The sequence below is a fragment of the Methylobacterium sp. GC_Met_2 genome, assembly GCF_026540795.1.
Lineage (GTDB): Bacteria > Pseudomonadota > Alphaproteobacteria > Rhizobiales > Beijerinckiaceae > Methylobacterium.
In genome coordinates, this window is sequence record NZ_JALNUM010000010.1 from 77,132 (window position 1) to 91,104 (window position 13,973).

Annotated in this window: 15 protein-coding genes; 2 read left to right on the plus strand and 13 right to left on the minus strand. The window is 65.8% G+C overall.

Annotated features, from left to right (window positions below):
• Positions 1 to 430: 430 nt before the first annotated feature.
• From OXS49_RS06260 to OXS49_RS06310, 11 genes are all read right to left on the minus strand, one after another.
• A complete protein-coding gene (locus OXS49_RS06260; RefSeq protein WP_267422825.1) occupies positions 431 to 1,966 on the minus strand; it encodes a terminase TerL endonuclease subunit in 1,536 nt (511 codons plus the stop codon).
• A 40-nt stretch (positions 1,967 to 2,006) separates the two neighbouring features.
• Positions 2,007 to 2,405, minus strand: coding sequence for a P27 family phage terminase small subunit (locus OXS49_RS06265; protein ID WP_267422827.1), 399 nt, complete (start codon positions 2,403 to 2,405; stop codon positions 2,007 to 2,009).
• Complete coding sequence (locus OXS49_RS06270; RefSeq protein WP_267422829.1) at positions 2,402 to 2,947, minus strand: phage head-tail connector protein; 546 nt, start codon at positions 2,945 to 2,947, stop codon at positions 2,402 to 2,404. The genes OXS49_RS06265 and OXS49_RS06270 overlap by 4 nt, the downstream gene beginning before the upstream one ends.
• A 474-nt stretch (positions 2,948 to 3,421) precedes the next feature.
• Positions 3,422 to 3,889 carry a hypothetical protein gene (locus OXS49_RS06275; RefSeq protein ID WP_267422830.1) on the minus strand — a complete coding sequence of 156 codons (468 nt, stop codon included), beginning with the start codon at positions 3,887 to 3,889 and terminating at the stop codon, positions 3,422 to 3,424.
• Between the two features lie 62 nt (positions 3,890 to 3,951).
• A complete protein-coding gene (locus OXS49_RS06280) occupies positions 3,952 to 5,169 on the minus strand; it encodes a phage major capsid protein (RefSeq protein ID WP_267422832.1) in 1,218 nt (405 codons plus the stop codon).
• 2 nt (positions 5,170 to 5,171) lie between these two features.
• A complete protein-coding gene (locus OXS49_RS06285) occupies positions 5,172 to 5,714 on the minus strand; it encodes an HK97 family phage prohead protease (protein WP_267422834.1) in 543 nt (180 codons plus the stop codon).
• Complete coding sequence (locus OXS49_RS06290; RefSeq protein ID WP_267422836.1) at positions 5,711 to 7,012, minus strand: phage portal protein; 1,302 nt, start codon at positions 7,010 to 7,012, stop codon at positions 5,711 to 5,713. Before OXS49_RS06290 ends, OXS49_RS06285 begins: the two co-directional genes overlap by 4 nt.
• Positions 7,012 to 7,248, minus strand: a complete 237-nt coding sequence (locus OXS49_RS06295; protein WP_244004981.1) for a hypothetical protein — start codon at positions 7,246 to 7,248, stop codon at positions 7,012 to 7,014. Before OXS49_RS06295 ends, OXS49_RS06290 begins: the two co-directional genes overlap by 1 nt.
• 76 nt (positions 7,249 to 7,324) lie before the next feature.
• Positions 7,325 to 7,549, minus strand: coding sequence for a helix-turn-helix domain-containing protein (locus OXS49_RS06300; RefSeq protein WP_267422839.1), 225 nt, complete (start codon positions 7,547 to 7,549; stop codon positions 7,325 to 7,327).
• Positions 7,550 to 7,570: 21 nt separating this feature from the next.
• Positions 7,571 to 7,789 carry a hypothetical protein gene (locus OXS49_RS06305; RefSeq protein ID WP_267422840.1) on the minus strand — a complete coding sequence of 73 codons (219 nt, stop codon included), beginning with the start codon at positions 7,787 to 7,789 and terminating at the stop codon, positions 7,571 to 7,573.
• Positions 7,790 to 7,820: 31 nt separating this feature from the next.
• The gene (locus OXS49_RS06310) at positions 7,821 to 8,324 is read right to left on the minus strand and encodes a hypothetical protein (RefSeq protein WP_267422841.1); all 504 of its coding nucleotides are present in this window, start codon (positions 8,322 to 8,324) and stop codon (positions 7,821 to 7,823) included.
• Here OXS49_RS06310 and OXS49_RS06315 point away from each other — a divergent pair.
• Positions 8,311 to 8,736 carry a hypothetical protein gene (locus tag OXS49_RS06315; RefSeq protein ID WP_267422842.1) on the plus strand — a complete coding sequence of 142 codons (426 nt, stop codon included), beginning with the start codon at positions 8,311 to 8,313 and terminating at the stop codon, positions 8,734 to 8,736. The two genes, OXS49_RS06310 and OXS49_RS06315, sit on opposite strands and share 14 nt — an antisense overlap.
• 527 nt (positions 8,737 to 9,263) lie before the next feature.
• Here the strand turns inward: OXS49_RS06315 and OXS49_RS06320 are convergent.
• Together OXS49_RS06320 and OXS49_RS06325 are read right to left on the minus strand one after the other, a co-directional pair.
• Positions 9,264 to 9,455 (minus strand): hypothetical protein, encoded by a 192-nt coding sequence (locus tag OXS49_RS06320; RefSeq protein ID WP_267422843.1) that lies wholly within the window; start codon positions 9,453 to 9,455, stop codon positions 9,264 to 9,266.
• 1,834 nt (positions 9,456 to 11,289) lie between these two features.
• Positions 11,290 to 11,802 carry a sigma-70 family RNA polymerase sigma factor gene (locus tag OXS49_RS06325; protein WP_267422844.1) on the minus strand — a complete coding sequence of 171 codons (513 nt, stop codon included), beginning with the start codon at positions 11,800 to 11,802 and terminating at the stop codon, positions 11,290 to 11,292.
• Positions 11,803 to 12,174: 372 nt separating this feature from the next.
• Between OXS49_RS06325 and OXS49_RS06330 the strand changes: the two genes are divergently transcribed.
• A complete protein-coding gene (locus OXS49_RS06330; protein WP_267422845.1) occupies positions 12,175 to 13,638 on the plus strand; it encodes a PAS domain S-box protein in 1,464 nt (487 codons plus the stop codon).
• Positions 13,639 to 13,973 lie beyond the last annotated feature (335 nt).

A 13,973-nucleotide genomic window follows, 5' to 3' on the forward strand; every position in this document is an offset into this window, starting at 1 on the left:
CCCGCGATAGAATAGACCACAGGATCCCGGTGATGGGCGTTCGCCGACCGAGGGGGATGCCGTAGATCTTCGCGTCATCTGCGCTTCAATTTCGCATGGGCCGCCAGTATCTAAATTGACGGCAAGCGTCATCATGCGCTGTCGTTTGAATGGCGCCGCATTGTTAGTCTGCAGTACGCTTCGTCGCCTGTCTGTGTAACTGCTCCAGTTCGCGCGCCTGCTGTCAGCTTATGCCGCTGGGAGCGATCGGAGCATCGTTCTCAGATGTAAGATTCATACGTCAGATCGATGCGCTGGTGCCATGTTGGGCCGCGCGGATCCAGCAATGGTCGTCACGCCATGCTAGCTGGCGATAGGATACACCGGTCGCTCATCTTGCGCGTACGTAGCGTGCTCGCCCTCGGCGAACATATGGCTGGCATCCTAGAACTTATTCTAGAACCAGCAGATCGGCGTCGAAGTCGTCAGCCTCGAAGTAGCTTTGCTCCGCGGCCGGCGCCGACGTGAGCCCGACCGCCATGCCGCAGGCCACCGCCACGTCGATCGCTGCCGAGCTGCGGGTCTTCGACAGGAAGAACAGGTTGTTCTCGAAGGTCCGCGGGACCGCGTTCAGCACCGCGTGCCGCAGCACGGGCGCGCCGCCATGCCGGAACCGCCGCGAGATCATCGCCCGCTGCATCTCGACGTACATCGGGGCAAGGTGCGCGGGCGTCTGCGGGCACTCCAGCGCTGGCAGGCCATCCGCGTGCAGCCGCCCCATGATCCTGCCGGCAAACTTCGGATCGAAGCCGATGGCAGCGGCACCGTAGAGGCCGTGCAGCTCGCGGACCTTGGCCTCAATCACGTCCTCCGGGATGATGTCTCCCGGCATGACGGTGAGCGCGCCGCTGTCACGCCAGCCCTGCCAGTCGTATTCCGGGGCCGCTGCCGAGCGGCGCTTGAACGCCGTCTCGGGCAGGAAGGCGAACGCCAGGACGGTGTAGCCGCCATCGTCGTCGCCGAATGCGGCCACGATGCCGGTCATGTCGTATGTCCGGCTCATGTCGACCGCGATGGCGCACCGCCGTCCCATCAGCTTGTCGGGGTCGATCTCGGCCGCGCCCTGATCATAGACCGCCGCCTCGATCCAGCCGGACGCTGTGCCGTCGCCCCAGATGTTGAGGTGCGTCTGCCGGAAGCCGGCGGCCAGAGCGGGGATCTCCCGCGCCTGCATCGCCTCCGAGCGCAGCGCCGCCAGATCGGGGAAGCCCGTGGACAGGCCGGGGTTGACCGCGTGCCAAAGCTTTTCGTCCAGCCACTCGGCCTTCTCGTCGGCCTGGAAGATCACCGGCAGAAACGATGGGTCTCGGCTCGGATCGGCCAGCACCCGTAAAGAGTATTTGTACAGGTCCCAGCACACGCCCTGAGACCGCTCGCCGGCGGTGGTGGTGATGATCGTGAGCGAGCTCGCCGCCTTCGAGGCGCCGGTCCGCAGGGCGTTCCAAAGCCCGTAGCCGCTCCAGACGTGCAGCTCGTCCGCGTGCAGGAACGAGACGGTCTTGCCGTGCTGCGCGTCCCCGTCCGCCGAGATGGCGACATAGGTCGAGCCAGATCGCTCATGCCGGATCCGGTTCTTGGCCTCGGTGAGGTGCGAGGCTGCCACCAGCCGGGCATCCTGCATCCGCATGGCCGCCGCTTCATCGAAGGCTTCCCGGGCCTGCGAGCGCTGCGAGGCCGCCACGATGACCTGGCCGCGCGGTCGCTGAGCCGGGCCCATCGTATGCCCGAGGGCGAGCGCCGCCGTAAGCGTCGTCTTCCGGGCGCCGCGCGGCAGCAGCATGAACACGGTCCGCACCTGCCGCTCGCCCATTTCATCGGACGGGCCGTAGATCCGCTCGATGATCCGACGCTGCCAGCGATGCGGCAGCGGCCGGCGGTCCTCACCCTCGCTCGCAGGGTGCCGCAGGATGTCCACGAAGCGCAGCATCCTTTCCGCGCGGCCGTGCGGGTCGGGGATTGGCGACTGATCAGATGCCCAGGTCGGTGTAAGGGTCGGCATCGTCCCCTCCCTTCGGGCTGGAGGGAGCCGGCGTGCCGCTGCCGATGATGCCGAGGCGCTTGGCGAACTGGAGGGCGTTTTGCGATGCCCGGTTGCGGGCTCCGACCAGGGGATGCACCCGCGGGATACCGTTCGCGCCCTTGATCGTGAGCTTCGCGCCCCGCAGCTCGCGATCGATCTCCGCGATCATGCCGATCGCGCCGACGTAGGCCACCAGCAGGGGCTCGGTCTCGGCGGTGAGGGTCCCACGTTGGCGTAGGACGGGCGCCAGCCGCTTCCACTCCTCTCGGGCAGCCTTGCTCAGCCCGCGCGGCACGGCGACGGCTGGCGACTTCGGCACGAGGGTGAGGACGCGGGCGGCACTCATCCGAACGCCCACTGCCGGTAGGGATCGAGGCCGGAGAAGTCGAGCGCCGCCGCCCCGGCGGCCGCTTCGCGGTTGACGTAGAGGCTGCCGACGCTCCGGATGATGGCAGTCCGGATCGGCTCGGGCACCTGGAGGTAGCCGGCGGTGAACTCGATCGCCACCGCGCCGGGCTCAGCGAGCACGGTCGGCCAGATCGTGCGTGCCCTCAGCACGGCCGGGTCGGTGCCGACGATCACCACATCGGTGAGGTCCAGGTCCCACTCGATGCCGGCAGCGTCGAGGTAGCGCACGGCCTGGACGCTCAGCAGCGGCGGCAGCGGCATCTCGATCCCGTAGCAGAACTGATCGCGCTCCAGGCGCCAGCGCTGCGGCATGAGGGCCCGCCCGAGCGCGCCGTCACGGCCGTCGAGGCTCGCGGTCGCGCTGGCGATGAGCCGCGCCAGCAACACGTCCTCTTCCGAGTGCGTGATGCGCAGATTCGCCTTCACCTCGTCCAGCGTCACCACCGGATCGGGCTTAGAAAGCGGCGTCAGACGGTCCATCTCTCTGCCCTCGAATTCAAGATTTCACCGCCGGAAAAAATCTCGCGTGTGACGCGTTCGGGTTCCCATGCGGTCCGTGCTCCCCCTCGCCGTCGTTCAGACCCTCCCCCCGGGTGAGGGGTGGTTTCGGAGCGCGACCGAACCCGCTTTCCTCGCGCACCGCCTTCCGGCTGTTGCAGCCGCGGGCCATGGGCTGCCAGTTGGACCGGCGCCAGAACAGGCGCTGATCACCACGGTGCGCCTCGCGGTGGTCAACCATGTCGGCCTTGCGACCGCAGCCGCAGGCGCAGCGCTCGTTGCCGGGCAATGCGAGGAACGCCTTGCTCTCGCGCTCCCACTTCGAGCTGTAGCCGCGCTCGCGAGCGGTCGGCCGCCGCGCATCAGCAGCAGCGGCGCGCCTGCGCTGGCACGGGCACAGCGCACCGGGATCGATGCGGTGGCCGCAGGCACAACGGCGAGGCGCGCGCTGCATGGTCAGGCAATCGGCGCTTGGCGGGAGGATGCCAGCAGGGCCACCACCGAGATCGGGGTGCCGCTGCTGTGCGAGCCTCCGAAGACGGCCCGCACTCGGACGTAGCGGCGCTCGCCCGCATAGCCGTCGACATAGCCCTGCTTGTTTACCGTCAGCGCCGGGTGCGCCTGGTTAAGCAGCAGGAACGTGTCGATCCCGGTGTCGATCGTGTAGGTGCCGTCCGGGTTCTTGAGCAGCGGCGCCAGGTTCGACAACGTGACCGTGTTCCAGTTCACGCTATCGTCGCTGTCCTCCATCTTGAACCTGATGTTGTTAGCATCGGTGAAGGTGATGCCGCCGATGCCGACCGTGATCAGGAACGTCACCGACTCGAAGCCGGCACGGTCGATCGAAGCGGCGTCCGGGTCGGCCTTGTAGACACCCGGGGCGATGGCGCTGAGCGCCTGGATCTTGGAAGCGAGGTCGCGCATCGGCGCCGTTCCTTCTGCGAGAGGTTGCGGGGCGAGCGGCGCCTGACTGGCGCCGACCGGGATCAGGCGGTGACGCTGAGGCCGCGATAGGCTTCGGTCTGCACAGGCGCCGCACCGACGCGCATCCGAGCGTGGAAGCGGGTCTGGCCCACGGTGGCGAGCGTGTACGGATCGCGGAGGAAGCTGACGCCAACCCGGTCGTAGATCCGGTATCCGCGCTGGAAGTCGCCGAAGAGGATCGGGATGTTCCCGGCGGCCACATCGGGCATGTCGGGCGCCTCGATCACCGGCCGGCCGAGCAACGTCGGCGGCTCGCCGGAGGCAAGGGACTCCTGCCAGAGGAAGCGGCCGGTGCTGTCGCGGATACCGCGGATGAGGCCGATGGTCGGGCCGTTCATCATCCACGCCGCCCGCGACCGGTAGAAGATCGGGAGCGAGTACATGAAGGCCACCAGGGCATCGGCGAACGGTGCCTGCGTGCCCTTCGCGGGCGGAGCCGCTAGGATCGCAGCGGCTGAGACCGAGACCACCGGCACCGTGTTGTCGGCCAGCAGGCCGAGCGGCTTCTTCACGCCGTTGCCGAGGATGAAGCTCTGGCCCTCCAGGCGGCCGAACTCCTCGCCGAAGTCGAAGGCGAGCTCGGCGCCGATGTCGATTGCGGCGTCCTCCAGCAGGGCGTTGCTCACGTCGACGTAGGCCGCGGCCTCATGGGCCACCACCTCGATCTGGCCGAACTGCGGTTGCGTCGGCGAGCGGGTCTCGATCTCGCCGACCCACCGGGCGGTGACGTTTTGCGTCCGGCGCGGGATGTAGAGGCTTGCCGCCGACATGCTGCCGACGCGGGCCGCGGCGCGGACCGGGCTCATCTGCACGAGGTTGCGGATCATCTCGGTGGTGAACTCGGGCGGGGCGAGGTAGCCGCCGGACGGACCATCCGCGATCCGGAGCATCTTCAACTCCTCCGCGGTCAGCGCGTCCCTGCCGCTTCGGATCAGGCCGAAGAACGCCTTCTGCTCTCCAGTGAGCTGCGGAGCGGCACCGGGCGCACCCTGGCCGCCGGGCCGGTTCATGCGAACCTCCAGCGCGTCGGCTCGATCGTTCGCCGCCTTCAGGTCCCGGCCCATCTCGGCCATCTTTGTATCGAAGCCGGCCTGGAGCCGGGCGACGGCGGCGCCGACATCGGGCTCACCCTCGCCACCGCCCTCGCCGCCAGCGCCGCCGGTCTCGTCCTTGAACTCCAGCCCGATCAGGTCGGGATCGAAAGCGCCTCGCGTGTCCATGATCAGTTCCTTCCGAGTGCCGCTGTGGCGCGGTCGAGGGCCTGCACGAGGCGACGCGCCTGTGCGGGGTCGTTGAGGGTGTGCTTCACGTGCGAGACCGTGGCGGCCTCGTTCATCGGGAAGCCGGTGAGGCTGATCTCGCGGAGGTCGACCGCCTCCAGCAGGCGCTCGCCGCTCTTCCGGTCCATCCGGTGCCGAACGGTCCGGTAGCCAATGGACAGGGAATCGAGCGCGCCGGCCTTCATCAGCGCGTGCGCCTCGCGGCCTGCCTGGGTCTCGAGGATCACGCGGCCTTTCACGTGAAGCCCGCGGCCATCTTCCGCCGCCGCGGTCCAGACGCCGATGAGCTGCCGAGGATCGTGGTCCCGCAGCATCTTCACCCGGGCGGCGCCGCGGATGCGCAGGCTCTCGGCGAAGGCGCCGGGCACCACGCGGTCGCGGCCCTGGTCCACGCCATAGGTGGAGGCGTAGCCCTCGAACTCGCCGGCATCCCCGACCGCCTTCGCCTCGATCGGCAGGACGGCGCCGGCCTTGTTCTCGCTCATGGCACCGGCTCCGGGGTTGGCGCGGGCGGCGTGGCCGGTTGCGCAACGGGTTGGGGCTGATCCACCGGACGGGTGTTCAGCGGCACGAGCAGCGTGTCGCCACCCTTCACCGGCTGCTCGCCGATCCGCCGCCGGGCGTTGTTCGGGGTCAGCACGCCACCGACGACACCCTTCTGCATGGCGTCGAACAGCGCCTGCGTGTTCGGTCGCAGCAGATCCGAGTAGTCGAACTCAATGAAGTATGTACTCCGCTCATCGTCGGTGAACAGCACCCGCTCATGCGCTTCGGTGAACAGCCCGCAGAACGGCGCGATGCAAAACTGCACGAACTGGAGTCCAAGCTCTTCGGCGTTGCTGTGCGTCGTCCGCTCCAGATCCTGGAGGAACTGCGGCGGCACACCGAATGCTCTCGCAATCTCAAGGATGGCGAGCTTCCACAGGTCAAGGTACTGCGCATCCACGCTGTTCATCGCCAGCGACTCGTAGGACACGTCGGCCGGCAACGCGGCGGTCTTGCCCGCCCCGCCGCCGCCGAAGGTCTTGCTCCAGACCTCGGCCACCCGCTTGAGCACGGTCGGCGAGACCGTCTTCTCGCCGGGCGATGGCTTCACGCTGAGGATGCCGCCGGGCTTGGCCCCGTTGGCGAACAGGCGGGCGCCGTGCTTCTGCAGGACGCCCGCGAACCCGATGCCCTCCCGGGCAAGGTTGACGATGCTGGTCAACTCGCCGTTGTCGGACGGGATCGGCTGGACGTGCACCACGTCCTGCCAGGGGTAGACCCGATCGCCGTAGCGGTAGGACGGCTCGCCCGTGTCGAGATTCAGGTCGCAGGCCAGCGACCCGGGCCGGACCCGGATCAGCTCGCGCACCTCGCCGCGAACCCGGTTCGCCAGGGCGTAGCCGACGCCGTGCTTCAGCGCGTCGAAGGTGAGCGTCTGGAAATACGTGAACCGGCCCGACCACGGGGCCGGCCGGGCGAGGATCGCGTTGGCCGGATGCTCGAAGTCCTCCAGCGCCACGCCATCGGCTTCGAGGCGCATCACCCTGACATCGAGGCTGGCGACCGTGTTGGCGATCACCCGCACCGCGGCCAGTACCGCCGGGACCCGCAACGCCGAGTTGGGCCCGACGCTCTCGCCCGACGCGGTGCCGGCCCCGTATCCGCCCGTCAGCAGCAGGTAGAGCTCGTCGTCGGGGCTCGACAGCGTGGCGCGCTCGACCGCGGGCGGCGCTGCCTTGGTTTCGTCATCGAGGATCGCGGGGGCGGCCTGCTCTTCGCGGGCGATGAAGGGCCACATCAGCGCACGCCCTCCCGCAGGAGCGGCAGCAGCTCAGGCGCTGCCATGCGCGCCAGCGCGAGCCCATGCTCGAACTGTTCCTCCGTCAGGCCGGGCAAAATCCCGATCGCCATGCCGAACAACGCCTCGCGGTCGATCGCGTCGATGCCACGCCCGCCGCTCGCGGTGAGCGCCAGGAAGGCGACGCCGCGGACCATGCCGTCTTTCGAGGGATGTGGCTTTGGCCGTTCGGGCATCGGGCGATCCTAGAGGTGCAGGACTGCCGGACCGTTCTGGATCATGTCAAAGGAAAAGTTCGGTATTTTTCGGTACTCAGCGGTACTGTGCGGTAATACTCGACGTTTCCTGTGTGGTTATCCACCGCATTATCGCGCTCTTCCTGGCGCAGATCCGCCCGCCGATCCGAAAGAACGGGATATGTCCCGCATGGATCGCCCTTTGTGCTTTGCGCTTGCTGCCGCCTGGGCCGTAGAGGAACCGGGCGATGGCGTCGGTCCCTTCAAGCAGGTCGTCGGCGAGGGGCTGATCGGTCGTCATTGTCGTCTCCCGCCGGACGGCTCACTGAGCGGTCGCGGGCGGCTCCATGCCCCGCGCCGTCATGGCCGAGTTGATCAGGTCACCAGCCGCGGCGATCGCTGTGTCCGCGTCGAGCGATAGCAACAGCGATGGCTCGCCGTCCGCGCGTTCGAAGATGATCACGACGTGCCGATTGCCCGCAACATCGGCGAGCGTCACCACGTTGAAGCCCTTGCAGCCCATATCCACTGGATCTGTCATGGCAGTTCCTCTCGCCAATTGTTTGTTTCGATCACCAGCCGCCGCAATCGCGCTGCTTAGGAGCCGGCGGCGGCAAGCTCTCGACTTCCCGGATCGCCGCCGCTGCCTCCTTTCGAGTTTGCAGCACCAGTGCCGCCATTCGTGCGGTGGCCCGGTACTGTAGTTGAACCTTGCGGCAAGCCTCGATGACTTCGCAGATTTCTGGAATGAAGGCTGTTGTCTCTCGAAGTCTCTGACATGCCGCAGCAACTACCGCAGGCTGGAATCCCAGCCTCACAAGATCACTGCATAAGATACTGAGATAAGTGATTGGGTTCGCCGGCTGCCTGGCCCGGCTATCAAACAAAAGGGCGACCGCTACCGCGGTTACTTTCGGGTCTGGATCCGTTTGAAGCGCGTCGGTAGCGTTCTCGACCAAATTCATCAGCAAATTTGCATCGGGTCCCGCATCAACCTGCTCGCGAACTCGCTGTAGCTCTCGTGAATTTCGCGCCAGAAAGCTTGCATCTGGGATCGAAGTCGTGAAGCTGATCATGTTTACTTGGCCCAATCTCGCGAGAAGGACCTCGACACTGAGCTGGCGGTCCAAGTTGGGCAGCGCACTGTTGCGGCTGAGCGAACGTGCTCGGGCGGTGGTGATCTCATTCGTCATCGCAGAGATTCCTCCGGAGAGCGTCGAGGGCGCTGAACGACTGTCGGCCGTTCGCAACTGTGATCGTGTGGCGGGGCGCGGGTTCGTCGGCCCAATGGCCGCCGTTCAGCCAGGTGGTCGGGACCTTCGTGAACTTCGGATCCTGGCCGGCCCGGGATTCGGCGTAGCGGCGGGCTCCGACGATCAGCTCGTCAACCGTCGCAGCCCGATTCTTCAGCGCTCGATCGAAGGCCTTCCGGGCGGCGATCTTTCCATCGCGCCGCGGGTACGTCTCCCACCACTCGTCGAAGGCTGAGGGGGTTGGGGGAGACTCTTCCCGGTCTTGTTTCCCGGTAATCCCGGATTCGGGTGCACCACCGTGCACCGTTGACGGTGCACCACCGTGCACCCCCCCCGTGCACGGCTGTGCACTGTTACCCTCTTGCGACGGTGCATCACCGTGCACTGTCAACGGTGCATCGTCGTGCACTCTTAAGGGTGCATCGCCGTGCACCGTCGAAGGTTCTGGCTCTGCCCGCGCGAACTCGAACCGGACTTCGTTTGTGGCGTACCGACTTGGCCCTGAGGCGGCTCCACCCTTCACCCGGTCAACCTTGATCCATCTGCCCTCCTCAAGGCCTGAACGGCATAGATGATGGCGCGCCGCTTCAGCCCGGTTCCATCAGCCAGGGACTGATAGGATGGACAGCAACGGCCGGTCTGCGTGTGCAGATAGTCAAGCATTCGAGCCGCCACGACTTTCGCTGTCGCCGGCAGATCCGCGTCCGCGAGGATCGCCTGGAGCAGCTGCCACTTCTGAAGGAGAGTCACGGCCGCCACCGGTCAGACCTCCCGCGCCATGCAGTCGATCGCGATCAGCTCGTCAGCGATCTCGATGGCGCGTAGGGCTTCCTCTCCGGAACAGTCAGGCCATGTCTGGAAGATCCACAGCACCGTGCCGTTGGTGCTCATCGCCTCCGGCGGGTTCTCGACCAGCACGCGGGCGATGATCGGGGCGAGGTCGCGGCGCGTCATGCGCGGCCTCCCCGCAGGTAGGCCCGCGCCTCGACGCGGCTGCTGACGACCGCCAGCACCATGCCGCGAGGGTCGAGGACGGCCGTGAGGGCGCTTGCCAGAACCGGGCGATCCGCCCTATCCCTGCAATCGGTTCTTTGATCAGGACCACCAATCTTAGCGCCGTCGCGAGCCTTCACCCCCGCGACGGCGTTTTCGTTGGCGCGACCACGGCAAGGGTTGGGGCAAGGCGCTGAAAGCCCTTGCGACTCAATGAGTGTGTTTTCGCCCAAACCTTGAACTAAGTGCTTGTTCTGATCAGTATTATTGCGCTTCCCTTGGGAGCGCCACCGGCGCATGTCTCCGGAATTTTGATAGAAGCTTTACAGGAAGCGGGGCATCGTCCCGCTTTTCTGGCGGGACCGCCCTGGTCATTGGCGAAGCGCTTCCGACGCTACTGGCGAGCCCAGCATGCTGAGCGCAGCGTGAGCGCACCACCGCCGGAATGTCTGACCGGATCCGCAGGCGCGGATCGATATGATGTCGGTCGTGACCCGCGACCTGTTCCACGCCAGTCAACGCGGACCCACCAGTAGGCCGCCTCGCGAATGCTCGCGGCCGATTCCGGCGGGATCTTGATGTTTCTCGGGACAGGCGCCCTCGGCGCCTTCGTGGTCGGCTGCGCCATGGGCCGGGAACCGCATCAGGCCGCAGCAGCTGCGTCTCCGTCGAGAGCCAGATCGCCACCGCCTCGCTCGTTCGGACGCAGGAGGTATCTGTGTCTGCTGAAACCGAGCTTTCTACGCCGCGAAGTTTAACCCTCAATCGAGCACAGGTGCGGATCGCCGCAAGGTTGTATTTACAGTCAATAGCTATCTTCGGTTGCATAACGTCCGCGCGAAGTCAGCCGAGATGACGATGGCCTCTCCTTTCACGCCGGAACATAGGCGCCATTCACCAATCGCGAGCAGTCGAGGGACCCATGACGTTCCCGGCGTTCGTATTTGTACGTCATCGTTAACGCTTCAAGTGTTGAGTGTTTTTCTGAAAATTCTACTCTTGATATCGAGCCTTCCAGTGCTCGTCATTGCACTGGTCGCTGAGAGGTTCTTGTGCAACAAGCCAACCTTGCAGCGCACCATGGCCGGTGCTTTTGTGGCTCTCAGCGTTGTCAACGCAGCCGGGTTGGTTCTGACGATCCTGTATCATCTGCTTGCCTGAGATAAGCATCGAGGACACCGCTCTACGCCTATTCAGATCCTCATAAACGCCGACGCTTTTGTGATCGCCTTCATTACCCTCGGGCTCTGAGAAAGCAGCTGGACGCGTCCGGCGGGTATCCTACGACGATGGCCTTCCCGCGCAGACGCTGCACACCGACTTGATCTCACGGGGTAAAGCCGCCCGGGCCCAGCGTGGAACCAGCGACGCTACTGGAACGGGCACTCACGCGTTCGAAAAGGCTTGGGGTCACACTCGTGTCCCGAGGGGTCGACACGCTGATGCGTAGGCGACCGTCAATCCTGCAGATCCGGGCCGGCAGGGTCGCCCGGTGGCACGTCCGGCCCGGGGCCGGGCCGCTCGCCGTCGAGCGGGTTATCGATGGGTTCTGAGGGCTCGTCCGCGCCGAGGGGACGCTCGCGCGGCGGCGGTGCCGGATCTGGTCGCCCATCGCCTGACGGTGGCTCCCCCCGTCGAGCTGCATGCAGCCTGTGGGGTCCGAGACTCCACGCAGAAGCCGGGCCGAGTGAGGGCGAACTCGCTCGCTCAGCTCTCGGATCACTCCACGTGCCGCGGGCAGACAGCGCTGAAACGATGGGTGCCCCCTGGAGGGGCATCGACGAAGAAACGGACGTCATGCGCCGAGTTCCCGAGTCAGGCGTTCGCGGGCTCTGCTGACGCGGCTTTTCACGGTGCCGGACGGACAGCCGATCACGCTCGCGGCAGCTTCGTAGGGCAGACCGTCGACGGCGACCAGCATCAGCGCTTCCCGGTGGGCGGGTTCGAGCCGGCCGATCGCCGCCTGAAGATCGCGCAGGCGGAGCGTGTGATCCTGCCGGGGCGGTTCAGAAAGGTTGGCCGCGTGCGCGCCGTCGGGGTCCGGCACTTCGCGACTGCGCTTGCGCCGTCCGTTGATGAAGCCGTTGCGCAGGATCGTGAACAGCCACGCCACCAGGCTCGTCCCGGGCTCGAATCGTCCGCGGTGCTCCCAGGCCTTCAGAAGGGTCAACTGCACGAGATCGTCGGCCTCGTTGCCGTCGAAGGTCAGGGACAGCGCGTAGCGGCGCAGCCGTGGAACGAGGCCGATCAGGTCATCCTTGAAGGCGTTCGGGACCTGGCGGCGCAGGTCGGCCGTATCCAACGCCACAGAGAGCCGTCCGAGCACCGCACCGAGAGGCGAAGCTGGATCAACTGCAGCAACTTCTGGATAGTATTCGCGTAACCGTTCCCCGAGATCTCCAGGGACAAAAGCGTGATGGTGCCCGGCAGCGTCGGCCGCGTCGCGCAGTTCATCGGCGGGTTGCACGTCGGGATCACCGGTTGCGATGAATGGTAATCGACGCTGCTCGGCTTATCGCGCTTTCGCAACGGCCAGAACTTATCTCTGGTCGATCTCGATGACGTCAATGATGCAGGTATACCAGTGAAAAGTTCGCCTTCACTGGAACCCGCTTGCGCGCAACCCGTTTGAGCCGTTGCGCTGGATAGGCGGCGCGGATCAGAGGGAGCCGGATCGGCCGTGACGGTGGGCGTGGACAGGCATGAGCTCCGACAGATCATCGCCGGCTTGAGCGAGGGCGTGATCCTGGTCGAGCCCGATCAGACCATCGCGTATGCCAACGAGGCTGCCCTGGCGATGCACGGCGTTCAGAGCCTCGACGAGCTCGGCCAGACGGTGGACGCCTACCGCGATCGGTTTTCGCTGCGCTACCGCAACAACAATACGCCCAACCACTACCCGATCGAGCGCGTCGTGGCCGGCGAGACCTTCCACGATGTCGTCGTCGAGGTGAAGCGGGCCGACAAGCCGGAGCTGGACTTCGTCCACTGCCTGCGCAGCTTGGTCGCCACCGACCGCGAGGGCAAACCGAGTTGCCTCGCTTTCATCCTGAAGGACGTTTCCGATCAGTTCGAGGCCGAGGAGCGCTTCGAGGCGACCTTCAACGCCAACCCGGCGCCCGCCATCATCACGCGGCTGTCCGACCTGCGCCACGTCAAGGTCAACACCGGCTTTCTTGAGATGACCGGCTTCACACGCGATGCCGTGATCGGCCGCAGCGTCTACGAAGTCGATGTCCTGGCCAATGCCCGCAACCGCGAATTGGCGATCTCCCGGCTGCACGAGGGCGGGACGATCCCGCAGATGGAGGCGTGCCTCGACCTGCCCGATGGCGGCTCGCGGTTCGTGATCGTGGCGGGCCAGCAGATCGAACTCGGCGACGAGCGCTGCATGCTGTTCACCTTCGCCGACCTCGAACTGCGCCGGAAGGCCGAGACCGCCCTGCGCCAGAGCGAGGCGCGCTTCGCCACGGCGTTCCGAATGACGCCGGTGCCGACCGTACTGGCGCGCTCTCAGGATGGCTACGTCACGGGCATCAACGACGCCTTCGGGCGTGTGTTCGGTTTCGGCGAGGATCGAATCGTCGGGCGCAGCCTCGATGAAGCGGGCCTTTGGATAAAGGACGCTCAGCGCCTGCGCTTCGATGCGGCGATGGCCGAAAGCGGCTTCGTGTTCGGCGTCGAAGTGTGTCTGCGCCACGAGAGCGGGACCAACCTCGATTGTCTGGTCTCGGCCGAGCGGGTCACCATCGACGATGGGGATTTCATCCTGATGGTGCTGCAGGACATCACCGATCGCAAGCACACCGAGCGCGAGTTGTTCGACGCAATCGAAGCCGTGATGGCCGATACGTCGTGGTTCAGCCGCGGATTGATCGACAAGCTGGCCAACCTTCGTCACCCGGGTCGCGAGAACGCGGACGGATCGATGCCGAGTCTGACGGTGCGCGAGCGGCAGATCCTCAACCTGATCTGCTCCGGCCTGAGCGACGACTTGATTGCACGCAAGCTCAGCCTCTCGCGCAACACCGTGCGGAATCACGGGGCAGCGCTCTACCGCAAGCTCGGTATTCACAAGCGCAGCGAAGCGATCATATGGGGTCGCGATAACGGGTTTCCGCTCACGAATAATGAGCAAACTTAACTACCGTACCGGTATAGATGAACTATTGATCGGTTAAGCGTAGGACACATCTTCGGGACAACCCAGGCGCATCGAAAACGGAATGCCGAAGGCTCGAGCGGAAGAATTCGGGCCCGAAAGGCTCTCCAACGGCTCGATGCGACGGGCCATCAGTAAGTTGACCGGGGATCTTCGGACTGATGCCGAGGGGTAGTCCCAACGGCGGAACCCGAAGTCGACGGAAAGCCGGCAGCGCTGCGGGTCATGACAGCCCACTGCTCTGCTGCGGAAACACACCAGGAGACAGGAGAACGACATGGTCGACACGGACCGGATCACGGGCGCCGCGAAGGAAT

Coding starts and splice junctions, on each gene's coding strand:
- OXS49_RS06305 (WP_267422840.1), bottom strand. CDS start 7,789: ATGACAGATCCAGTGGATATGGGCTGCAAGGGCTTCAACGTGGTGACG.
- OXS49_RS06265 (WP_267422827.1), bottom strand. CDS start 2,405: ATGAGTGCCGCCCGCGTCCTCACCCTCGTGCCGAAGTCGCCAGCCGTC.
- OXS49_RS06270 (WP_267422829.1), bottom strand. CDS start 2,947: ATGGACCGTCTGACGCCGCTTTCTAAGCCCGATCCGGTGGTGACGCTG.
- OXS49_RS06310 (WP_267422841.1), bottom strand. CDS start 8,324: ATGATCAGCTTCACGACTTCGATCCCAGATGCAAGCTTTCTGGCGCGA.
- OXS49_RS06280 (WP_267422832.1), bottom strand. CDS start 5,169: ATGGACACGCGAGGCGCTTTCGATCCCGACCTGATCGGGCTGGAGTTC.
- OXS49_RS06275 (WP_267422830.1), bottom strand. CDS start 3,889: ATGCGCGACCTCGCTTCCAAGATCCAGGCGCTCAGCGCCATCGCCCCG.
- OXS49_RS06285 (WP_267422834.1), bottom strand. CDS start 5,714: ATGAGCGAGAACAAGGCCGGCGCCGTCCTGCCGATCGAGGCGAAGGCG.
- OXS49_RS06300 (WP_267422839.1), bottom strand. CDS start 7,549: ATGACGACCGATCAGCCCCTCGCCGACGACCTGCTTGAAGGGACCGAC.
- OXS49_RS06290 (WP_267422836.1), bottom strand. CDS start 7,012: ATGTGGCCCTTCATCGCCCGCGAAGAGCAGGCCGCCCCCGCGATCCTC.
- OXS49_RS06260 (WP_267422825.1), bottom strand. CDS start 1,966: ATGCTGCGCTTCGTGGACATCCTGCGGCACCCTGCGAGCGAGGGTGAG.
- OXS49_RS06320 (WP_267422843.1), bottom strand. CDS start 9,455: ATGACGCGCCGCGACCTCGCCCCGATCATCGCCCGCGTGCTGGTCGAG.
- OXS49_RS06295 (WP_244004981.1), bottom strand. CDS start 7,248: ATGCCCGAACGGCCAAAGCCACATCCCTCGAAAGACGGCATGGTCCGC.